The following is a 21,313-nucleotide window of genomic DNA, read 5'->3' as shown; positions in this document are numbered from 1 at the left end:
CACCGGAGGGGATCGCCAGGCGATATGTTTCGGCAAACATATTGAGGCCCCATGCGTCTGATCCTTGCCTTTCTTTTGTGTTTCCTGCCCTCGGCGCTGTGGGCCGGGTCGGTGACGGTCTTTGCCGCTGCCAGCCTGAAAACCGTGCTGGAGCAGGTGGCCCAGGATTGGCAGGCGCACACAGGCCATTCCGTCACGCTGTCCTTTGCCGGCAGCTCGGCTCTGGCGCGTCAGATCGCAGCCGGAGCCCCCGCCGACATCTATATCTCGGCCAATCCGGGCTGGATGGATCATCTGGCGGCCAATGGCCTGATCCGAAACGACAGCCGCATTGATCTGCTGGGCAACCGGCTGGTGCTGATCGGCCACGACATCGCCCCCCTGCCCGGCCTGTCCGCCGCCACCGATCTGCGCGGTCTTCTGTCCGGTGGGCCTCTGGCCATGGCGCTGGTCCAGGCCGTCCCTGCCGGTATCTACGGGAAATCCGCGCTTGCCTCACTGGGGTTGTGGGCCGGCATCGAAGGCCAGGTGGCGCAAACCGATAACGTGCGCGCCGCGCTGGCGCTGGTGGCCCTGGGCGAGGCCCCTCTGGGCATCACCTATCTGACCGACGCGCTGGCCGATCCGCGGGTTCAGATCGTCGCCTCTTTTCCTGCGCATAGCCATCCGCCGATCATCTATCCGGCCGCGCTGACTGCGGACAGCACCGCGCCTGAGGCGCAGGCCCTGCTGGATTATCTGCAAGGCCCCGCCGCGCAGGCGCGTTTCCGGCAGGCAGGATTTACCCTGCCCGACGCCCCATGACCGAATGGCTCAGCCCCGCTGAATGGGCCGCTGTGGCCCTGTCGCTCAGGGTTGCTTTCTGGGCCGTTCTGGGCAGCCTGCCGCTGGCGATCCTGACGGCTCTGGCGCTGGCGCGCGGGCAGTTTCCCGGCAAGCAGCTGCTGAACGGGCTGGTTCATCTGCCCCTGATCCTGCCACCCGTGGTGACGGGCTATCTGTTGCTGATCACCTTTGGCAAACGCGCGCCCGTGGGGGCATTCCTGTATGAAACGCTGGGGATCACGCTGGCGTTTCGCTGGACAGGGGCCGCGCTGGCCGCCGCGATCATGGCCTTTCCGCTGATGGTACGCGCGATCCGGCTGGCAATCGAATCCGTTGACCCGAAACTGGAACAGGCCGCCGCCACGCTGGGGGCCTCGCGGCTGGCGGTGTTTGTCACGATCACCCTGCCGCTGATCCTGCCCGGCATCATCGCCGGAGCCGTGCTGGCCTTTGCCAAGGCGATGGGGGAATTCGGCGCCACGATCACCTTTGTGTCGAATATTCCGGGGCAGACGCAGACCCTGCCCTCGGCCATCTATGCGTTCCTGCAAATCCCCGGAGCCGAGGGCTCGGCGCTTCGTCTGGTGGGGATTTCGGTGGTTCTGGCCATGGGCGCGCTGCTGCTGTCCGAGGCCCTGGCCCAGCGTGTCAAACGGAGAACGCAATGAGCATATCCGTCCGTATCCAGCACGATCTGGGGGAATTCCGTCTGGACGCCCGGTTTCAAACCGAGACCGGAGTCACCGCGATTTTCGGCCGGTCCGGATCGGGCAAAACCACTCTGATCAATGCCATTGCGGGGCTGCTGCGCCCGGATCGCGGCGAAATCAACCTGCAAGGCCGCCCCGTTTTCGACAGCGCCCGCCGCGTGAACCTGCCCGCACACAAACGCCGGGTCGGCTATGTTTTTCAAGACGCACGGCTGTTTCCGCACCTGAATGTCCGGCAAAACCTGCGGTACGGGCAACGGTTTCAGCGCCGCACCGGCCTGCCGGAACAGGACGTCATCGAGATGCTGGGGATCGGCCCTCTGCTGCATCGCCACCCCGGTGCGCTGTCCGGCGGTGAAAAACAGCGTGTCGCCATTGGCCGCGCCTTGCTGTCCGCGCCCGACATTCTGCTGATGGATGAACCCCTGGCCGCGCTGGATGCCGCCCGCAAAGAGGAAATCCTGCCCTATCTGGAACGGTTGCGCGATCGCGCCGGGCTGCCCATTCTTTATGTCAGCCACGCCATGTCGGAAATCGCGCGTCTGGCCAATACTCTGGTGCTGATCGAGAACGGCAAGACCCGCCACTACGGGCCGCTGTCTCAGATGCTGTCAGACCCGCATATCGCCCCGCTGATCGGCCTGCGCGAGGCCGGAGCCGTGCTGAAGGCGCGTGTTCAGGCGCATCATGACGACGGGCTGACGCAGCTGCAAACGGCGGGCGGCGCGCTTCTTCTGCCGCATGTCCGGGCCGGGCTGGGCACGGAATTGCGCATCCGCATCCACGCCCACGAGGTCATGCTATCCCTTGAACGTCCGCGGGACATCTCGGCGCTGAACGTGCTGCCCGCCACGGTGCAAACCCTGCGGCAGGGGGATGGCCCCGGTGCCCTGGTGCGCCTGCAATGCGGCCCGGATACTGTGCTGGCGCGGATCACCAGACGGTCGGCCAAGGCCCTACAGCTTAGGCCCGGCACCGCCTGCTATGCGATCATCAAATCGGTCTCCGTCGCGCAGGCGGATGTCGGCGGGGGCCAGACCCTGCGCTAATCAATCGCATAGAGCGAAATCACAACCTGCCCCGCACGCCGCGCCCCAACCCCCGTGAACAGCGTCCGGTTCACCCAGTCATAGCGCGCATCCCCGGTTTCCAGCTGCGCCATGGTGCGCATGTAATACGCGCCCGGATCGACATCCTCGCCGCGCGCCACGGCGCGCAGCACCTCGGCCGGACCGTGGCGGTAACCGTAATTGCGGATCTCGATCAGCGCGCCGTCATTGGTTTCAAAGGCATAGCGCGTGTCCAGCTCGGCCACGCCGTTCTCCCAGAGGGTTTGCCAATCGGCCCCCAGCGACAGAATACGCCCCGAGAACGCCGGCCCTTCGACATGTCCGCCAACAATCGGAACGATCCGGCGCTGCCCCGCCCGCCCCGGCCCCATCTCGCGGATCGGGTCCAGCGCGACATAAAGATCGCAGACATGGCTCAGGCTGGGGGCGGGCAATTGTGGTGGTGTCTTCATGAAGTCCTCGGCAATATGATCCGGATCGGGGCTGGCCTGCGGGCAATCGAAACCGCGCGGCCGCTTCGACCTTGCCTTTTTAGCGTATTTCCCGTGAAATTGCCCGACGAAATCGCCAGACGGATTTGCCAATGCCCCAACGCCAACTCAGCTCTTCGGATGCGCTTGCCCGCGATATTGTGCGGGGCCTTTACGAGGGGCGCTTCTCAGCGGGTCAAAGGCTGGTCGAACCCGATCTGATGGCCCGCTATGCGGTCAGCCGCTCAACCGTGCGCGAGGCGATCAAGAAACTGACGGCCCAGGGCATCGCCGAATCGCATCTGAACCGCGGGGCCCGCATCCGCGAACTGACCCGCACCGACGCCGAGAATATCCTGCTGATCATCGAGCAACTGATCGGACTGGCCGCGCGCCAGGCCGCCGAACACATTGATGCCCCAGGCAATCGCGCCCTGTTCCAAGAGGTATATACCCCGCTTCTGGCGCCCCCCCAGGATCTTGGGCGATTCGAATATGCCCGGCTGCGCAACCGTTTCCACCGCACCATGGCCCGGATCGGCGGCAATCGCGAACTTGCGGACATCCTGTCCAGCATGAATGCGCATATGCTTGGCCATAAACTGGACGTGCCACGCGCAGAACGCCAAGCCTCGTATCAGAGAATCATCACCGCGATCCTGAATAAAGACAGCGAAACCGCCGAAACCCAAGCGCGCGCACATGTGCGGCGCTCCAAAGACATGCTGGACAGCATTTTCCCCAAGTCTTGATCCAATGGAACGCGCTTTCGCGCGTGCTGGATGTCTCGTGAAATTTCCTACGGAAATTTCCCTCGGGCAGACTGCCTGCGGCAGTCTGAGGCGCGACGCCAAACCCGAGGAGGAAGCCAAAGGCTGACGACGAGATATAAAGCGCGCGCGATAGCGCGCTCAATCGGATCACGCCTTTTCAATGTTTCGCAACGGAAAACTTGCGCGAGCGGGGTGTCCTCGGACAAGCTTGGACCGCAAGCGCGGGGTCTGCCCCAGATTTCGCCCTGCATGGGAGGAGACATCGTTGAACACACCCTGGAACCCCGCCGTTTTGGTGATCGGGCGAGATCGGCTGTTCTATTCCGGCCTTGCCGGGAACTCAAAAAAGCCGCGCAAGCTTGGCAATTTCAAGCTCTATTTCGCCACCGATACCCCATTCGAAATTGATGCTGGTCAGGGCTGGCAGGATGCCCAGGCCGCTCTGGTCCGTCCCTATCAGACCCATCGTTTACTGGCCCCTTCCGGGCACATTCACGAGATCGGGCTGGAACCGGAAAGCCTGTCTGATACCGCACAGGCGCAGCTGACCGCATTGTTTGCCACGCCTCAGGGATGTGCAACACTGGCAAAACGCGTTCGGGAACGGCACCGTCGCCTGCCGCATCTGTTGCCGCAAAACGGGTTATCGACCGCCGCCTTCGATCGCCTGTTTCTGGGGCAAGAGCTTGCCCCCCGGCCCATGGACGAACGTATCCGGCAAGTGCTGCAACTGATGTGCGATGAGGTCGAGGACAGCACCGTCGCCGCAGAAGATTACGCCAGCGAGATCGGCCTGTCCCCGTCTCGGTTTCTGTATCTTTTCAAGCTGAACACCGGGGTGCCCTTCCGGTCAATGCGGATGTGGAAACGTGCGCGGCGGTTTCTGGACCATGCCAACAGCCAGCGTTCCCTGACTGATGTCGCTTTGGAATTGGGCTATCCTGACAGCAGCCATTTCAGCCACTCGATCCGGCGCACCTTTGGGCTGAAGCCGCGGTCGATCCGGCAGGGCTCGAAACATCTGAAGGTCTATCCGGGGGCAAACTATACGCTTGCCCCGCAGATCTGGGCGGGCTGAGATCACGGCCCGTCGCGCAGCATCCTTTGCAGCTTGGCCATGCCGCCCAGCCAGCGGTCGTAATCGGCCAGTTTGTGCTGCATATAGCCCGCAACCTGTTCATGCGGCAGGATCAGAAAGCGTTCGGCCGCGACACCGTCCAGCGTGACCTCTGCCACCTGTTCGGGGCTCAGCACGCCATCCAATCCGGCCGAGCCTGCGCCCTCGATCCCCGAGATCATGTCGGTCTGCACGGCCTGCGGGCACAGAACCGACACCCCGATGCCCGCATCGCGATGGGTAAAGGCCAGGTTCTCGGCGAACCCGATTGCGGCGTGTTTCGTGGTGCCGTAGACCGCGCTGCCGATCTGGTTCAGAACCCCCGCCGCGCTGACCGTGTGCAGAAAATATCCGCCGCCGCGCGCCTCCATCAGCGGCACCAGGTGACGCGCGGCATGAACATGAGCCATCACGTTGATTTCCCAGGACATCTGCCAATCGCGGTCAGAGGCCACAACCGAGGACTTCAGCCCCCGATCCAGCCCCATCAACACGCCCGCATTCGAACAGAAAAGACCGATCGGCCCCTCCTCGGCCTCGATTGTCCGGATCATCTGGCCAATCGCATCCGCGTCCCGCACGTCCAGCGCAAAGGCCCGGCCACCGATTTCCGCGGCCACGTTTTCAGCCCCTTCGGCATCCAGATCCGCAACAATCACCCGAGCAGCCCCGCGGGCCTTCAGCGCTCGGGCCAGGGCCGCACCGATCCCGTTGCCGCCCCCCGTCACGACAGCCACAATCCCCTCAAACTGCATGATACTCCTCCCCTGCTCATACGTCCGGGCATGTTTCCCCGGCTGCGCCCCACACACAAGCCCCGCCCGATCTGACCGCACGTCACACCCGCCCGAACCACCGCGCCGCCAGCGCGGAACTATATCGCAGAGCGCAGGTTTTGCCGTTTCGCCTCAAGGCTTTGGCGCTTCACAGCGGCCTGAAATCCGGCACGGGCACACAGCGCGTCATGCCACTGCCGACACGCCCGAGGCAGCTCGTCTCGCATCCCGATCCGCGCCGCAAGATACAGCGCATAATGCACTGCAATATCCGCCATAGTGAATTGACCGCCCACCAGAAACGCACGCCCGTCCTGCAAGCGCGCCTCCAGCAGTTTCAGGCGCACCAGAAACCAGCGCCGATAATCGGCCGCAACCGAGGGCATTTTCCGCTCGTCCGGCTCGAACACCCCATAGCGCAGGTAAATCGTCTGCGGAAAGGTCAGCGTCGCCTCGGCATGGTGCAGCCAGTTCAGATAAGCGCCATATTCGGGGTGCTCCGCCCCCAGCGTAAACCGCCCCTGCCCGTGAACCATCCCCAGATAATGCGGAATGGCGGCGCTTTCGGTCATCCGCGTGTCCCCGTCCACCAGTAACGGGATCGTCCCCAGCGGGTTTTGCTCCAGAAACGCGGGCTGCTGAAACCGGGGCGGAAAAGGCAGCATATTCAGCGCATAATCCAGCCCCAGCTCCTCAAGCGCCCACAATGGCCTGAAAGAACGCGCATTTTCGCAATGCCACAATGTCAGCACGGGAATCTCCTGTTTTCAGCCCCTCACGCTAACCTGCGCCGTAAAACGGCGCTTGTGCGCAGCCCGCGCAGGCGGCCCGTCGGTGTTAACTTGATTTTCCACCTTCTGTCGGTATGTAGTGGGCCAGTTCTCGAATGGGCCCACGTGATGATTCAATACACGCTGAAATGTGATCAGGATCACCGCTTCGACAGCTGGTTTCAATCCGGCGAGGCGTTTGACAAGCTCAAGGCCGCCGGCATGGTGGCCTGCGCGGTCTGTGGCTCGGCCAATGTGGATAAGGCCATCATGGCCCCGCGCGTCCGCCCCGCCCGAACCGCCAGCGCCGCCTCCCCCGAAACGCCCCCCTCCGCCCCCACGCTCGGCACCCCGGCCAACGACACCGAACGCGCCATTTCCGAACTCAAACGCAAGATCGAGGAAAACTCGGAATATGTCGGCCAGAATTTCGCCCAGGAAGCCCGCGCCATGCACGAGGGCGACAGCCCAGAACGCGCCATCCATGGCGAGGCCAAACCCGAAGAGGCCAAAAAACTCATCGAGGAAGGCGTGCCAGTCCTGCCCCTGCCCTTCCTAAGCGGCCGCAAAACGAACTGACCCCATCACAGCCGCCCACCGCCGCATCGGCCGCAGCCGCCACACCATATCCGAATAGACGCGCCGCACCCCGGCCTTCCCCAGGCGGCCAACACACCGCCAACATGAAACCCGATATATCGCCGCCCCGCCCCTGGCTTCTTTTTGATCCAAATACTCACTGCCCGCCCCCTCCACAGGTCCGGCGCGGATACCCGCCACACCGATTGCGGCAAAATCCCTCTGATCCGCGATGCAATCTTGCTCTTGGCGGCGCAAACCGTTAATCCCCGCGGGACCAAGGAACAAGGACTGACCATGCCCGTTCTCGTGATGAAATTCGGCGGCACTTCCGTCGCCACGCTGGACCGGATCAAACGCGCCGCCAAACGCGTCGGACTGGAAGTGGCCAAAGGCTATGACGTGATCGTCATCGTCTCGGCCATGTCGGGTGAAACCAACAAGCTGGTGGGCTTCGTCAATGAAACCTCGCCGCTCTATGACGCGCGCGAATACGATGCCGTCGTCAGCTCGGGCGAAAACGTCACCGCCGGGCTGATGGCGCTGACTTTGCAGGAAATGGACGTGCCCGCGCGCAGCTGGCAGGGCTGGCAGGTGCCGGTGAAAACCACCAACGCGCACAGCTCGGCCCGGATCGAGGAAATCCCCACCGACAACATCACCGCCAAATTCGGCGAAGGGATGCGCGTGGCCGTCGTGGCGGGCTTCCAGGGGATTTCCCCCGAGGGCCGGATCACCACGCTGGGCCGGGGCGGCAGCGACACCACCGCCGTGGCCTTTGCCGCTGCCTTTGGCGCGGAACGCTGCGACATCTACACCGATGTGGATGGCGTCTACACCACCGACCCGCGGATCAGCCAGAAGGCCCGCAAACTGGATAAGATCTCGTTCGAGGAAATGCTCGAACTGGCCTCGCTGGGCGCCAAAGTCCTGCAAACCCGCTCGGTCGAGCTGGCCATGCGCTATAAGGTGAAACTGCGCGTGCTCAGCTCGTTCGAAGAACCGTCTGATGAAGCCGGCACGCTTGTCTGTGCCGAGGAGGAAGTCATGGAAAACCGCCCTGTATCCGGCATCGCCTATTCGCGTGACGAGGCCAAGATGACCCTCGTTTCCGTTGCTGATCGTCCCGGCATCGCCGCCGCCATTTTCGGCCCCCTGTCCGAGGCCGGCGTCAACGTGGATATGATCATCCAGAACATCGCCGAGGGCGGTCGGACCGACATGACCTTCTCGTGCCCCACCGATCAGGTGCTGCGCGCGCAAAAGGCCCTGGACGAGGCCAAGGCCTCTGGTGACATCAACTTTGCCGAACTGATCGCCGACACCGAGGTGTGCAAAGTCTCGGCCGTGGGCATCGGGATGCGCAGCCAGTCGGGCGTGGCCGCCAAAATGTTCGAAACCCTGTCAAACGAGGGCATCAACATCAAGGTCATCGCCACCTCGGAAATCAAAATCTCGGTTCTGATCGACCGCAAATACATGGAGCTGGCCGTCCAGTCGCTGCATGATGCCTTCGAACTGGAGAAAACCACCTAAGCCACGCCCAAGCGCAGCTGTGATTTCAGGCCGGTCAGGGTTTCCTGGCCGGCTTATTCTTTTCCCGCGCACCCTTTACGCTGGGTCAGTTTACGGGTTGCGCCCAGGACTCAAAACACGCATAGCACGAATATTAACCATAAAAAGACACCCGCCCCATGCTGCATATGCAAAAGGTTTTTCGGCAAGTGCACAATATAACCCCCGAGACACGCAACATAATTCTGATTTTTCACCTTTTCGCGCAAATTTCATACCGCGCCATACGATATTCATTTTCCTCAACCCCGACTTGTGATCTATACGCCTCTGGATCGGATGAAATAGGACAGCCGTCAGGATGACCGAGACAACGGAAACCGAAAGCCGCAAGTTGCTGGGCCGTCTGCGCACCGCGATGGCCAAGGACAATGCCGGCCAGGCCCGCCTGGACGAGATCACGCATCTTATTGCCGATTCCATGGGCACCGAGGTGTGCTCGATCTATCTGTTCCGCGATCCCGAAACCCTGGAACTCTGCGCCACCGAGGGGCTGAAGCCCGAGGCCGTCCACCAGACCCGGATGAAAATGGGCGAAGGCCTGGTTGGCCGCGTGGCGCGCACCGGCACCATCGTGAACGAGGCCGACGCGCCCAGCGCCAAGGGCTTTCGCTATATGCCCGAAACCGGCGAAGAGATTTACTCCTCTTTCCTGGGGGTGCCGATCCGCCGTCTGGGCGAAACCCTGGGCGTGCTGGTGGTGCAGTCCAAACAGGCGCGGCAATTTTCCTCGGATGAGCTGTACGCGCTGGAAGTGGTCGCCATGGTGCTGGCCGAAATGACCGAGCTGGGCGCCTTCACCGCCGACAATGCCGCGATGACCGCGCGCCACAAACAGGCCGTGCTGATCCGCGGCGGCACCGGCCAGGAGGGCGCAACCGAAGGCCATGTCTGGCTGCATGAACCACGAGTCGTCGTCACCAATCCGATTGCCGATGATCCTCATAAGGAACTTGAACGTCTGCGCGAGGCTGTCGATACCCTGCGCGTGGGGGTCGATCAGATGCTGGCGGGGGCGTCGGGCGGGGACACCGAGCAGATGCAGGTACTAGAGGCCTACCGGATGTTCGCCAACTCCAAAGGCTGGATGCGCCGGATGGAGGAAGACATCAGCCGGGGCCTTTCGGCCGAGGCCGCCGTGGAAAAAGAACAATCCACCGCCCGCGCCCGGCTGAGCCAGGTGAATGACGCGTACTTGCGCGACCGGCTGCACGACCTGGATGACCTGTCGAACCGTCTGCTGCGCATTCTGACCGGACAGGGCACCGAAACCGGCGCGGATATGCCCGCCGATCCGATCCTGATCGCCCGCAATATCGGCCCGGCCGAACTGCTGGATTATGGCCGCTCGCTGAAGGGGATCGTGCTAGAGGAAGGCTCGGTCGGGTCGCACGCCGCGATTGTTGCGCGCGCGCTGGCCATCCCATTGATTATTAACGCAAACCGGATCACCACCGAGGCGCTGAACGGCGATCACATCATGCTGGACGGCGATCAGGGCGTGGTGCATCTGCGCCCCGACGACACCGTCGTCACGGCCTTCCGCGACAAGATCGCGATGCAGGCGCAGGCGCAGGAACGCTATGCCTCGATCCGGGACGAGCCGGCGACCACCCAATGCGGCACCACGATCAGCCTGCAAATGAACGCCGGTCTGATGGCCGACCTGCCCAGTCTGGAAAGCTCGGGGGCCGAAGGGGTGGGCCTGTTCCGCACCGAATTGCAATTCCTGGTCCGGAATCAGATGCCCAAACGATCCGAACTGTCGGCGCTTTATGCCCGCGTGCTGGATGCCGCCAACGGCAAGCGCGTGGTGTTCCGCACGCTGGATATCGGCTCGGACAAGGTGCTGCCCTACATGAAGCCCCAGGAAGAACCGAACCCCGCCCTGGGCTGGCGCGCAATCCGCGTGGGGCTGGACAAACCCGGCGTGATGCGGATGCAATTGCAGGCGCTGATCCGTGCCGCCAACGGGCGCCCTCTGTCGATCATGTTCCCCTTTGTCGCCCAGTACGAGGAATACAAAGCCGCCAAGGCCGAAATGGATAAGGCCATGGAGCGCGAGCGGATTTTGGGGCATGAGGTGCCCGGCGATCTGGAAATCGGCGCGATGCTGGAAACCCCGTCTTTGGCCTTCGCGCCGGACCGATTTTACGATGAGGTCGATTTCCTGTCGATTGGCGGGAACGATCTGAAGCAGTTCTTCTTTGCCGCCGACCGTGAAAACGAACGCGTGCGCCGCCGATATGACACGCTGAACGTCAGTTTCCTGACCTTTCTGGAGCAGATCGTGCGCCGCTGCGAGGCCTCGCAGACCTCGCTGAGTTTCTGTGGCGAGGACGCCGGACGCCCGATCGAGGCCGCCTGTTTCGCTGCCATGGGCTTTCGGATGCTGTCGATGCGCCCGGCCTCGATCGGGCCGGTCAAACACATGCTGCGCCGGCTGAATCTGGTCGAACTGCGCGCCGTGATCGAAGAGGCCCGCGCCCAGGGGCATCAATCGGTGCGCCCCGCCGTGATGGCCTATCTGCGCAACAACAGCTAAGCTTGGGCCCGCCCATCCGAGGGGGCGTTCGGGGGGTATTCACGGCAGCGCGACACGTTCCTGCAAGGCCCGGCGCAGGTCTGCCTCGGGGCGGTCTGCCTCGATTGCCAGTTTGCGCAGCCCGAAATGCACATGGGCGATTTCCTGATAATAGCTGGTATAGGCATAGTTTGTCGCGGCTCCGGCCACGGCACCCATCACCGGCACCGCCTGCGCCGCCAGTTTCTGCCCCAACACAGCCGCCAGACGCGGGGCAACGCGCGCAATCAGCGTATTGAGCGCCGCGCCTTGCAGGCTCATCCGGGCCGACAGAAACGCCAGATCCGCCCCATCGTCCCCGGCCAGAGGCCCCGCAGCGCTGAACACCTGGATGCAGTCGAACTGTACATTCTCGGCCGCCGGATCGAACCCGTGCTCTACCGCCACGCCCTGAATCGCACGCAGCAGCACCGTGGTGGTGACCGGCAGTTCGGCCATCGCGGCGGGCAGCCCGCCAAAGCCACCGGCCGCGCCCATCGCGGTACTGACGGCGGTGTTCAGCCACATCGGCTGATCCCCCAGCACTCCGCGCGAACCATGCGCCGCCTTCATCGCGATTTTCAGAGCGCTTTCTGTGCCGCTTTGCAATTGACCGCGTACCATGGGGGGCAGCCGATCCAGCAGCCCTTCGGCCTGGCCGCCCAGCAGGTTCAGCAGCTGGATGCCGACGCCTCCGGCACCGCGATAGCGGTTGGCCAGTGTGTCTAGTTCGGTTTCCAGATCATGTATATCCTGGGGCATGCGGGGGCCTTTCTGCGGGGCTGTCTATCAGATTGGCCCGGACCCCGCTGGTTTCAAGAACCCATGCGCGTGACATCGCCCCGGACACCCTGCCAGGCCCCCGGTTGCAGATCCTGCCCCAGAACCCGATCCGGATTTGTCGGAGGCGGCATGATCACCCCCGGCAAAGGGGTGAATCCGAACCGCCGATAATAGGGCGCATCCCCCACCAGCATCACCCGTTCCCAGCCCAGATCCCTGGCGCGTTGCAGACTGTCGGAAATCAGTAACGCGCCCAGCCCCTCGCCCTGCCGGGTGGGGTGAACGGCCACGGGGCCCAGCAGCAGCGCACGCACACCGCCCACTAGAACGGGCCAGTACCGGATGGCACCGCCCACAATCCCCGCAGCGTCGCGCGCGACGATCGACAGGCCCTCGACAGGGGGGACGTTCTCGCGCAGGCGGTAAGACGACAAAGCCGTCCGCCCCGGCGCGAAACACAGGTCATAGAGCGCCTCGACCTCCCACCAATCATTGGGCGTTTCCTGCGTCAGCGTGAACATTTGCGCGACTGTGATTCCATAAAGCTGAATTTCCGGTGGAAACGGCCCTAACACGGCGCTAGGTCTGAGACAAACCGCAAAGATAACAGGACAGAGGGCAGATGTTCTACGAACCCAAAGACGGCCACGATCTGCCGCATAACCCGTTCAACGCAATCGTGACGCCCCGGCCTATTGGATGGGTGTCCACGCGCGGCGCCAATGGCGTGGACAATCTGGCGCCCTATTCCTTTTTCAATGCGGTGGCTTATACCCCGCCTCAGGTGATGTTTGCCTCGACCGGGGTAAAGCCCGATCAGGTAGACGCCAAGGACAGCGTGGCCAATATCCGCGACACCGGGGTTTTCGCAATGAATGTGGTGTCCTATGCGCTGCGCGATGCGATGAACGCCAGCTCGCAATCGCTGCCCGCCGATCAGGATGAATTCACCCATGCGGGCCTGGAAAAGGCCCAGTGCCGCACGATTGATTGCCCCTATGTGGCCGCCGCCCCCGCCGTTCTGGAATGCAAGCTTAGCCAGATCGTGCCGCTGCGGGGGGACACCAACACCATGATCATCGGCGAGGTCACAGGCATCCATATGCGCGACGACTGTATCAAGGACGGCATTTTCGACGTCAGCAGCTTCAGCCCTCTGTCGCGTCTGGGCTATCGCGATTACGCAGCCATAACCGAGCTGTTCGCGCTCTCGCGCCCTGACGACACCCGCTAAGCCCTTGCGCCTTTGCCGGCGCTGGGACACCATCATTTGCAATAGGTTTTCAGATAAAGGCACAGCACATGCAGACCACTATCGGCATTATCGGCGGATCGGGCATCTATGACATCGACGGGCTGGAGGACGCCAAATGGGTCAGCGTGGACACGCCCTGGGGCGCGCCCTCGGATCAGATCCTGACGGGGATGCTGGACGGGGTGAAAATGTGCTTTCTGCCGCGTCACGGGCGGGGGCACGTGCATTCGCCCAGCTCGGTGCCGTATCGCGCCAATATCGACGCGCTCAAACGGCTGGGGGTGACGGATGCGGTGGCCGTATCCGCCTGCGGATCCTTCCGCGAGCAAATGGCGCCCGGGGATTTCGTGATCGTCGATCAGTTCATTGACCGGACATTCGCGCGGGAAAAATCCTTCTTCGGGACGGGCTGCGTGGCGCATGTGTCCGTCGCCCACCCCACCTGTCCGCGCCTGTCCGAGGCCTGTTATACCGCAGCCAAGGACGCCGGGATCAATGTTCATATGGGCGGCACCTATCTGGCGATGGAAGGCCCGCAATTCAGCACCCTGGCCGAATCGAAAATGTACCGCGAAAGCTGGGGCTGCGATGTGATCGGCATGACCAACATGCCCGAGGCCAAATTGGCCCGCGAGGCCGAGCTGTGCTATGCCTCGGTTGCGATGGTCACCGATTACGACAGCTGGCACCCGGATCATGGCGAGGTCGATATTTCCGACATCATCGCCACGCTGACCGGCAACGCCGACAAGGGCCGCAACATGGTGCGCCGCCTGCCTGCCCTGCTGGGCGCGGACCGACAGGATTGCCCGCATGGCTGCGATAAGGCGCTGGAGTTCGCCCTCCTGACCGCCCCCGAAAAACGAGACCCCGCCTTGGTGGCGAAACTGGACGCGGTGGCCGGCCGGGTTCTGGGCTAAGCGCATGGACCTGAATGTCTGGTTGTCCTTCGTGGCTGCGTCCGTGGCGCTGCTGATCATCCCCGGCCCGACGGTTTTGCTGGTGCTAAGCTATGCCATCAGCCAGGGGCGCCGCGTTGCGCTTGCCACTGTGGCCGGAGTCGCGCTGGGGGATCTGGTGGCGATGACGGCCTCTTTGCTGGGGCTGGGCGCGATCATCATGACCTCGGCGCTGGCGTTTAGCGTTTTGAAATGGGTCGGCGCGGCCTATCTGATCTGGCTGGGCCTGAAAATGCTGCGCAGCGCCAAACACGCCCGGCTAGAGGATATGCCAGACCCCGCCCCAGGCAATGGCCGCCGCGTGATGGGCCATGCGGCGCTTGTCACCGCGTTAAACCCCAAGGGAATCGGGTTTTTCATCGCCTTTGTGCCGCAATTCGTGAATCCCAATGCGCAGCTGGCCCCGCAATTTGCCGTGATAATCGCCACCTTCATTGGCCTGTCGATCCTGGTTGCGCTGGTCTACACGCTTCTGGCGGACAGGCTGCGCGCACGGATACGCCGCCCCTCGGTGCAGCAATGGCTGACCCGAACCGGCGGGATGACATTGATCGGAATGGGGCTGTTCACGGCCACTTTGCGCCGGGCCAGCTGATCGCGCCCCGGTGGGGGCCCGCCTAATCGCTGTTCTGTTTCATAAAAGACCGGATAAACCCGCGAATTTCGCGGGCCGCGCTGGTGTCCATGTCTTTGCACAGCTCGACAAAGGCGTCGCGCTCTTCCTTGTCCAGACGCAGCACCAGCTGGCTGTCTTTCTTGCCCGATTTCTTCGAGTCTTTCTTTCCCAAGGCGGTAATCCCCAATCCGGCTTGACATTTCGCACAGCATTTGTATATACATTATATATCCAAATGCTGCACATGTTTTGCGGCATCGGCAAGAAAAAGGAAAGAGAAAATGACGCTACAGGCAGCAAAATCCATGCTGGTGCGCGATCGGATGGATTGGCGCAAACCGCATGTTCCCTGGATTTCCATGCGGTTCTATCGGTTCTTTTCGAACGACCGCTAAACAATTCCTGAAAAGCCGCCCCCAAGGGCGGTTTTTCCGTTCTGACGCCACGCGCCCCTTGCCCCGCCCTGCCCCATCCGCCAAACCTGTGCCGGGCACAGCAACGAGGGCACCATGGCACCGCAAAAATCCGTCGCAGATTACATCCGCACCATTGTCGATTTCCCGCACGAGGGCATCCTGTTTCGGGACGTGACCACTCTGTTCGCCGATCCGCGCGGGTTCCGGATGTGCGTGGACCAGCTGCTGCACCCCTATGCCGGTCAGCGAATCGACAAGGTTGTGGGGCTAGAGGCACGCGGCTTTATCCTGGGCGGGGCTGTCGCGCATCAGCTGGGCACCGGGTTCGTGCCGATCCGCAAGAAGGGTAAGCTGCCGCACACCACCATCAGCGAAGAATACCAGCTGGAATATGGCGAAGCGATCGTCGAGATTCACGACGACGCGATCCAGCCGGGCGAAACCGTTCTGGTTGTCGATGATCTGCTGGCCACCGGCGGCACCGCCGAGGCCGGGATCAAACTGGTAGAGCGCCTGGGCGGCCAGATCGTGGGCTGCGCCTTTGTCGTCGATCTGCCCGATCTGGGCGGGCGCAAACGGCTGGAGACTTTGGGCATGGAGGTCCATGCGCTCTGTGCTTTCGAGGGGCTATGAGCGCGCCCTCAGCACCGCCCCCGGATTCATGATGCCATTGGGATCGAACAGATCCTTCAGCCCGCGCATCAATTGCAGCTTCACCGGGTCCGCATAGCGCTCCAGATCTGCGGTTTTCAGCCGCCCGACCCCGTGCTCGGCGCTGAAAGAGCCCTCCAGCGCGTGGACCAGCTCGTGCACGACACCCGAGATCGCGGCCTTCTGCGCGGCATATTCGGCACGGCTGCGGCCCTTGGCGGGGAACACGTTGTAATGCAGGTTCCCGTCCCCCAGATGCCCAAAGCAATTGATCCGATAATCCCCCATTTTTTCCAGCGCCGCGCCAGCGCGGGTGATGAAGTCTGGAATCAGCCCCAGTGGCACCGAAATATCGTGCGAACAGATCGAGCCCACCATCCGGTTCGCCTCGGGGATGCGTTCGCGCACCTCCCAGAAGGCCGCACGCTGTGCCTCGGACTGGGCGATCAGCCCGTCCTGCACCAGACCGCGCTCAAAGGCATCGGCAAACAGGGTCTCCAGCGCCTCGGCCGGGTCGATCCCGCGCATTAGCCCGACGTCGATCAGCACGAACCATTCGGGCGGCGTGTCAAAGGGCTGCCGGACATCCGCAAGATGCTCGGCCAGGAAATCCAGCCCGGTGCGGTTGATCAGTTCAAAGGCGGAAATTCCCTCGGCCAGATGATCGCGCGCCAGCGCCAGCAGATCCAGCGCATCCGAAGGGCTGGAGACCACCATCAGCGCCGTGCCCTCGGCTGCCGGACGGGGGCTTAGCCGCAGCGTGGCGGCGGTGATCACACCCAAAGTGCCCTCGGCTCCGATGAACAGATCGCGCAGGTCATAGCCAGTGTTATCCTTGCGCAAACGGCTGAGATTATTCAGGATTCGTCCGTCTGGCAGGACGGCCTCCAACCCCAGGCACAGCTCTCGCGTATTGCCATAACGCAGCACGTTCACCCCGCCAGCATTGGTGGACAGGCTGCCGCCAATCCGGGCCGAGCCCTTGGCCCCAAAGGACAGCGGAAACAGGCGATCAACGCCCCGAGCCGCCCCGTGCAAGTCCTGCAAAATGGCGCCGGCTTCGGCAATCATCAGGTTTTCCAAAGGGTAAAGCGCGCGCACCGCCGTCATCCGCTCTAGTGACAGAAGGATGGGTTTGGGGCCGTCCGGCATCACCTGGCCGCCCACCAGCCCGGTGCCGCCGCCATAAGGCACCACGCCCACACGGGCCGCATTGGCCAGCCGCAGCACCTGCGCCACCTGCTGCGCGGTTTGCGGGGCCACAACAGCGGCTGCCTGCCCCTGCCAGGTGCCGCGCGGCTCTTCCACATAGGCGGGCGTCACGGGGCGCAGGGCCTTGGGCGGCAGCGCGTTTTCCAGCGAGGACAGAAAATCACAGGTCGCGTCGGTCAGGGTCATGTTCTGCTCCTTAGCATGGCGGGTCCGGTGCACAAACCACGCTCCATCACGCCTGGCCCACCTCGGTCCGGCCCCGCCGGTCCATCCGCAGGCAGGCATACAGAACATGCGTGCGCCACCGCCCGTCGATCTGCAAATAGGACTGGGCCACGCCCTCGTATTTGAACCCTGCCTTTTCCAGAACCCCACGCGAAGCGGCATTCTCAGGCAGGCAGGCGGCCTCGACCCGGCTCAGATCCAGCTTATGAAAGGCATAGTGCACGACGGACTGAATGGTTTCACGCATATAGCCCTGGCGGGCATAGGGTTCGCCGATCCAATAGCCCAGCGTGCCGGCCTGCGCGGGGCCGCGGCGGATGTTATCCAGCGTGATGGCCCCCAGCAGCGCCTGATCGGCGCGCCGGATCAGGAACAGCGGTAGGGCCGAGCCATTACCGATGGACCGCTGCGCCCAGTAGACACGATTGGTAAAGGCCTTGCGCGCCAGATGATCGGTGGCCCAGGTGGGTTCCCACGGTTGCAGGAACTCGCGGCTGTGCAGGCGCAAGGATGTCCAGTCGCGATAGTCGGAATGCAGCGGAGGGCGCAGCGTCATGCGCTCGGTTTCGATCCGAACCTTCCGCTTGCCCAGGATCATCAGGCCGCACGCCTTTGCTGCAAATCCTCCAGGCTGGGGGCCTGCGCGACCGGGCCATAAAGCGCCAGCGCGGCGGGGGCCTGCACGGCCATGACCTCGGCAAAGTTTTTCACATCCTGCGTGCTGACCGCGTCGATTTTCTGCACGACCTCATCCAATTCGGGCACGCGGCCCCAGATCTGGATCATCCGCGCCAGACGTTCCGCCCGGTTCGAGGGGCTTTCCAGCCCCATCAGCAGCCCGGCCTTCATCTGGGCGCGGGCGCGGGCGACCTCGGCATCGCTCATGTCCTCGGCTGCGCGTTTCATCTCATCCAGGGTGACCAGCGACAGTTCGGCCAGTTGCTCGGCCGAGGTGCCGGCATAGACCGTCATCATCCCGGTGTCCGAATAGGCGCCAGCCTGGGCAAAGATCGTATAGCACAGCCCGCGCTTTTCGCGGATTTCCTGAAACAGGCGGCTGGACATGCCCCCGCCCAGAGCATTCGCATAAATCTGCGCGGCGTGGATCGTGGCATCGCCATAGTTGGGGCTTTCGAACCCGATGGCGAAATGAGCCTGCTCCAGCGCTTTCTCGGTCCGGGTTTCGCCGCCATGGAACCGCGCCTGAACGGGCGCGACATTGATCAGGGGCGACAGATGGCCGAACAGCTTTTCCGCTTCGCGCACCAGCGCATCGTGATCCACCGCGCCCGCCGCGGACAAGATCATCTGACCCGGCCCATATTGTTCCGCCACGAAACCGGCCAGATCCTGACGCGAGAAGGCGCTGACACGCTCGACCGGGCCCAGAATGGTGCGGCCCAGCGGCTGATCGGGATAGGCTTTTTCCTGCAACCAATCGAAAATGATGTCGTCGGGCGTGTCCATCGACTGCCCGATTTCCTGCAAGATCACACCGCGTTCGATTTCAATCTCGCGCGGGTCAAAGACCGGGTTCAGCACGATGTCTGCGATCACGTCCAGCGCCAGCGGCACATCCGCCTGCAAGACACGGGCGTAATAGGCCGTCACCTCACGCGAGGTATAGGCGTTCATATAGCCGCCCACATCCTCGATCTCTTCGGCGATTTGCAGCGCGCTGCGCCGTTTCGTGCCCTTGAACGCCATGTGTTCCAGAAAATGCGCAATGCCGTTCTGTTCCACCCGTTCGTGGCGCCCGCCCGCCAGAACCCACAGCCCGATCGAGGCCGATTGCAGCCCCGGCATGTGTTCAGTGACAATACGAAAACCGTTGGACAGGGTGTGCAGTTGGACCGTCAATTCTGGATACGCTCGCGGATCAGGGATTCCAGGGCGGCCAGATCGTTGCCGATCTCGGTTACCCGTTCGGCACGCTCATACAGGTCGCCCATGCGCGCTGGCAAGTCCGGATGCACGCCTGTGGCCTGTTTCACCGCTGCGGGGAATTTCGCCGGGTGGGCGGTGGACAGGGTGATCATCGGCACATCGGCCTGGCGCTGTTCATTCGCCACCTTGACGGCGACGGCGGTGTGCGGGCACATCAGCTGGCCCGTGGTGGCGAACATGTCGGTGATCGTGGCGCTGGTTTCTGCTTCCGAGCAGTTGCCGGAATCGAACAGTTCCTGAAGCGCCTGCAAAGCGCCCTGGCTGACGGTGAAGCCGCCATTTTTCAGCTCGTCCATCAGTTGGCTGACCGCAGCGCCATCCTGCCCGTAGGCATAGAACAACGCGCGTTCGAAATTCGAGGACACCTGAATATCCATCGACGGGCTGATCGAGGGGATCACGCCATCGGGACGATATTCGCCGGTGCTCAGGCAGCGGTGCAGGATGTCGTTCTGGTTCGTCGCAATCACCAGGCGGTCGATGGGCAGGCCCATGCGTTTGGCGATGTAGCCCGCGAAAATGTCACCGAAGTTGCCGGTGGGCACGGTGAAGCTGACCTTGCGATCCGGCGCGCCCAGGGCCACGGCGGAATAGAAATAGTAGACAACCTGCGCCAGCACGCGCGCCCAGTTGATCGAGTTCACGCCCGCCAATTTCACCCCATCGCGGAAGTCGAAGTCGTTGAACATGTCCTTCACGCGGGCCTGACAATCGTCGAAATGGCCCTCGACCGCCAGCGCATGCACGTTGGCCTCGGCCGGGGTGGTCATCTGACGGCGCTGCACCTCGGAGACACGACCATTGGGGAACAGGATGAACACATCGACGGCGTCCAGACCTTTGAACGCCTCGATCGCGGCCGAGCCGGTATCGCCCGAGGTCGCGCCAACGATGGTCACCCGGCTGCCGTTGCGTTTCAGCGCGGCCTGGAACAGCTGACCGATCAGCTGCATCGCGAAATCCTTGAAGGCCAGCGTGGGGCCGTGGAACAGCTCCAGCAGGAAATGGTTGGTGTCCAGCTGCACCATCGGCGCACGCGCGGTGTGGCCGAAACCGGCATAGGCCTTGGCAATGATCTCTTTGAACTCGGCATCCGTGAACGTGTCGCCGATATAGGGGCGCATGATGCGGAAGGCGGTTTCTTCGTAGGACAGGCCGGATAGAGCCGCAATCTCGTCCTTCGTCATCGTGGGGATGGTTTCGGGGACATACAGACCGCCATCGCGGGCCAGCCCGGTCAGCATCGCCTCTTCGAAATTCAGGACGGGGGCTTGACCCCGTGTCGATACGTATTTCACTGTTCTTTCCCTTTCGCGGGTTTCCTCTGGCGCCACAGGAACAGCGCCAGCATCGCCGTCCAGACGGCGGCCAAGCCGAACCATTGCACGGCATATCCAAAATGGTTGTTCGGGATGCCCTCGGTCCCGACCGGCAGGGGCGAGACGGGGCTGTCATCGAAAGATGTCTGCCGAGCGACCAGCAACACAGGCTGCGTGCCCAGGGCCTGCGCCAGCACATCCACATCGCGGGCAAACCAGATATTGGCGGCGCGGTCGTCTTCCGGGGTAAAGAAGTCCCGCTCATCCGGCCAATGCAGATTGCCGGTGACGGTGACATTCTGGAAGGGCGGCTGGCGCGGCTCGGCCTCCAGCCGGACAAAGCCGCGATCCACCAGAATGCTGCGCCCGTCCAGCTCCATCGCGTTGATCAGACGATAGCCGGCGCCCTCGGATTTCTGGCTGACCAGCACGCGGATCGTGGGGGCCAGGATCGTGCCCGTCGCGGTGACGGGGCGGAACAGATCGTCCTGGGGGCTCGGCTGATCGGGGACGGCGACGGGGGCGTCATTGATCCGGGCCTCAATCTGGGCCAGAACGCCCTCTTTCCAGACCATACGGTCCAGCTGCCAGAACCCCAGCCACAGCAGGATCCCAGCGCCGATCAGGCCAAAGATCAAAGGCAGAAGGATGCGGCGCATCGCGTGTCCCTTAGAAAACGAAAACGCACGAGGGGTTCCCCGT

The 21,313-nt window shown here is 63.0% G+C and carries 23 protein-coding genes; 12 read left to right on the top strand and 11 right to left on the bottom strand.

Going from position 1 to position 21,313, the window contains the following annotated elements; all coding sequences use genetic code 11:
• Positions 1 to 51: 51 nt before the first annotated feature.
• From modA to modC, 3 genes are read left to right on the top strand one after another with little or no spacing between them, the layout of a single operon-like run.
• On the top strand, positions 52 to 804 hold the full coding sequence (gene modA, locus ACP15O_RS08035; RefSeq protein WP_425095552.1) for a molybdate ABC transporter substrate-binding protein: 753 nt from the start codon (positions 52 to 54) through the stop codon (positions 802 to 804).
• Positions 801 to 1,493 carry a molybdate ABC transporter permease subunit gene (gene modB, locus ACP15O_RS08030; protein ID WP_425095551.1) on the top strand — a complete coding sequence of 231 codons (693 nt, stop codon included), beginning with the start codon at positions 801 to 803 and terminating at the stop codon, positions 1,491 to 1,493. Before modA ends, modB begins: the two co-directional genes overlap by 4 nt.
• Positions 1,490 to 2,584: a molybdenum ABC transporter ATP-binding protein gene (gene modC / locus ACP15O_RS08025; RefSeq protein WP_425095550.1), complete on the top strand. Its 1,095-nt coding sequence runs from the start codon at positions 1,490 to 1,492 to the stop codon at positions 2,582 to 2,584. The genes modB and modC overlap by 4 nt, the downstream gene beginning before the upstream one ends.
• Here modC and ACP15O_RS08020 read toward each other — a convergent pair.
• Positions 2,581 to 3,057 carry a DUF3237 domain-containing protein gene (locus ACP15O_RS08020; protein WP_425095549.1) on the bottom strand — a complete coding sequence of 159 codons (477 nt, stop codon included), beginning with the start codon at positions 3,055 to 3,057 and terminating at the stop codon, positions 2,581 to 2,583. The genes modC and ACP15O_RS08020 overlap by 4 nt on opposite strands.
• Positions 3,058 to 3,188: 131 nt before the next feature.
• On the opposite strand from ACP15O_RS08020, the gene ACP15O_RS08015 reads away from it, so the two are divergent.
• Positions 3,189 to 3,827, top strand: coding sequence for a GntR family transcriptional regulator (locus tag ACP15O_RS08015; protein ID WP_425095548.1), 639 nt, complete (start codon positions 3,189 to 3,191; stop codon positions 3,825 to 3,827).
• Between the two features lie 286 nt (positions 3,828 to 4,113).
• Positions 4,114 to 4,926 (top strand): helix-turn-helix domain-containing protein, encoded by an 813-nt coding sequence (locus ACP15O_RS08010; protein ID WP_425095547.1) that lies wholly within the window; start codon positions 4,114 to 4,116, stop codon positions 4,924 to 4,926.
• Positions 4,927 to 4,928: 2 nt separating this feature from the next.
• Here the strand turns inward: ACP15O_RS08010 and ACP15O_RS08005 are convergent, their stop codons facing one another.
• Together ACP15O_RS08005 and ACP15O_RS08000 are read right to left on the bottom strand one after the other, a co-directional pair.
• Entirely contained in the window at positions 4,929 to 5,720 is a 792-nt protein-coding gene (locus ACP15O_RS08005; protein WP_425095546.1) for an SDR family NAD(P)-dependent oxidoreductase, read from the bottom strand.
• A 119-nt stretch (positions 5,721 to 5,839) separates the two neighbouring features.
• Positions 5,840 to 6,493, bottom strand: coding sequence for a glutathione S-transferase family protein (locus ACP15O_RS08000; protein ID WP_425095545.1), 654 nt, complete (start codon positions 6,491 to 6,493; stop codon positions 5,840 to 5,842).
• Positions 6,494 to 6,640: 147 nt separating this feature from the next.
• Here ACP15O_RS08000 and ACP15O_RS07995 point away from each other — a divergent pair, with 147 nt between their 5' ends.
• From ACP15O_RS07995 to ptsP, 3 genes are all read left to right on the top strand, one after another.
• Positions 6,641 to 7,090, top strand: coding sequence for a DUF1178 family protein (locus ACP15O_RS07995; protein WP_425095544.1), 450 nt, complete (start codon positions 6,641 to 6,643; stop codon positions 7,088 to 7,090).
• Between the two features lie 297 nt (positions 7,091 to 7,387).
• Positions 7,388 to 8,626: an aspartate kinase gene (locus ACP15O_RS07990; RefSeq protein ID WP_425095543.1), complete on the top strand. Its 1,239-nt coding sequence runs from the start codon at positions 7,388 to 7,390 to the stop codon at positions 8,624 to 8,626.
• A 340-nt stretch (positions 8,627 to 8,966) separates the two neighbouring features.
• The gene (gene ptsP / locus ACP15O_RS07985; protein ID WP_425095541.1) at positions 8,967 to 11,210 is read left to right on the top strand and encodes a phosphoenolpyruvate--protein phosphotransferase; all 2,244 of its coding nucleotides are present in this window, start codon (positions 8,967 to 8,969) and stop codon (positions 11,208 to 11,210) included.
• Between the two features lie 39 nt (positions 11,211 to 11,249).
• Here ptsP and ACP15O_RS07980 read toward each other — a convergent pair whose 3' ends face one another.
• Together ACP15O_RS07980 and ACP15O_RS07975 are read right to left on the bottom strand one after the other, a co-directional pair.
• Positions 11,250 to 11,990: an EcsC family protein gene (locus ACP15O_RS07980; RefSeq protein WP_425095540.1), complete on the bottom strand. Its 741-nt coding sequence runs from the start codon at positions 11,988 to 11,990 to the stop codon at positions 11,250 to 11,252.
• A 53-nt stretch (positions 11,991 to 12,043) separates the two neighbouring features.
• Positions 12,044 to 12,532 carry a GNAT family N-acetyltransferase gene (locus tag ACP15O_RS07975; RefSeq protein WP_425095539.1) on the bottom strand — a complete coding sequence of 163 codons (489 nt, stop codon included), beginning with the start codon at positions 12,530 to 12,532 and terminating at the stop codon, positions 12,044 to 12,046.
• Positions 12,533 to 12,633: 101 nt separating this feature from the next.
• Here ACP15O_RS07975 and ACP15O_RS07970 point away from each other — a divergent pair, with 101 nt between their 5' ends.
• The 3 genes from ACP15O_RS07970 (at position 12,634) to ACP15O_RS07960 (ending at position 14,820) form a co-directional block, all read left to right on the top strand.
• Positions 12,634 to 13,245: a flavin reductase family protein gene (locus ACP15O_RS07970; protein WP_425095538.1), complete on the top strand. Its 612-nt coding sequence runs from the start codon at positions 12,634 to 12,636 to the stop codon at positions 13,243 to 13,245.
• A gap of 68 nt (positions 13,246 to 13,313) precedes the next feature.
• Positions 13,314 to 14,186 (top strand): S-methyl-5'-thioadenosine phosphorylase, encoded by an 873-nt coding sequence (locus ACP15O_RS07965; protein ID WP_425095537.1) that lies wholly within the window; start codon positions 13,314 to 13,316, stop codon positions 14,184 to 14,186.
• 4 nt (positions 14,187 to 14,190) lie between these two features.
• Complete coding sequence (locus ACP15O_RS07960; protein ID WP_425095536.1) at positions 14,191 to 14,820, top strand: LysE family translocator; 630 nt, start codon at positions 14,191 to 14,193, stop codon at positions 14,818 to 14,820.
• Between the two features lie 22 nt (positions 14,821 to 14,842).
• Here the strand turns inward: ACP15O_RS07960 and ACP15O_RS07955 are convergent, their stop codons facing one another.
• Positions 14,843 to 15,013: a hypothetical protein gene (locus tag ACP15O_RS07955; protein WP_425095535.1), complete on the bottom strand. Its 171-nt coding sequence runs from the start codon at positions 15,011 to 15,013 to the stop codon at positions 14,843 to 14,845.
• Between the two features lie 337 nt (positions 15,014 to 15,350).
• Between ACP15O_RS07955 and ACP15O_RS07950 the strand changes: the two genes are divergently transcribed.
• Positions 15,351 to 15,890, top strand: coding sequence for an adenine phosphoribosyltransferase (locus tag ACP15O_RS07950; RefSeq protein ID WP_425095534.1), 540 nt, complete (start codon positions 15,351 to 15,353; stop codon positions 15,888 to 15,890).
• On the opposite strand, the gene ACP15O_RS07945 is transcribed toward ACP15O_RS07950, so the two are convergent.
• Genes ACP15O_RS07945 through ACP15O_RS07925 form a run of 5 tightly spaced genes read right to left on the bottom strand, consistent with a single transcriptional unit; the run spans position 15,885 to position 21,270 of the window.
• Positions 15,885 to 17,306, bottom strand: coding sequence for an FAD-binding oxidoreductase (locus tag ACP15O_RS07945; RefSeq protein WP_425095533.1), 1,422 nt, complete (start codon positions 17,304 to 17,306; stop codon positions 15,885 to 15,887). The genes ACP15O_RS07950 and ACP15O_RS07945 overlap by 6 nt on opposite strands.
• Positions 17,307 to 17,352: 46 nt before the next feature.
• Complete coding sequence (locus tag ACP15O_RS07940) at positions 17,353 to 17,943, bottom strand: GNAT family N-acetyltransferase (RefSeq protein ID WP_425095532.1); 591 nt, start codon at positions 17,941 to 17,943, stop codon at positions 17,353 to 17,355.
• Entirely contained in the window at positions 17,943 to 19,205 is a 1,263-nt protein-coding gene (locus tag ACP15O_RS07935) for a M16 family metallopeptidase (RefSeq protein ID WP_425095531.1), read from the bottom strand. Before ACP15O_RS07935 ends, ACP15O_RS07940 begins: the two co-directional genes overlap by 1 nt.
• Entirely contained in the window at positions 19,202 to 20,590 is a 1,389-nt protein-coding gene (gene thrC, locus ACP15O_RS07930) for a threonine synthase (protein WP_425095530.1), read from the bottom strand. Before thrC ends, ACP15O_RS07935 begins: the two co-directional genes overlap by 4 nt.
• On the bottom strand, positions 20,587 to 21,270 hold the full coding sequence (locus ACP15O_RS07925) for an SURF1 family protein (protein WP_425095529.1): 684 nt from the start codon (positions 21,268 to 21,270) through the stop codon (positions 20,587 to 20,589). Before ACP15O_RS07925 ends, thrC begins: the two co-directional genes overlap by 4 nt.
• Between the last annotated feature and the right edge of the window lie 43 nt (positions 21,271 to 21,313).

Source organism: Youngimonas ophiurae (nom. illeg.) (assembly GCF_049803795.1).
GTDB lineage: Bacteria > Pseudomonadota > Alphaproteobacteria > Rhodobacterales > Rhodobacteraceae > Thalassobius.
The sequence above is the reverse complement of the archived record's forward strand: the minus strand, read 5'-3'. Positions and strand labels throughout refer to the sequence as shown.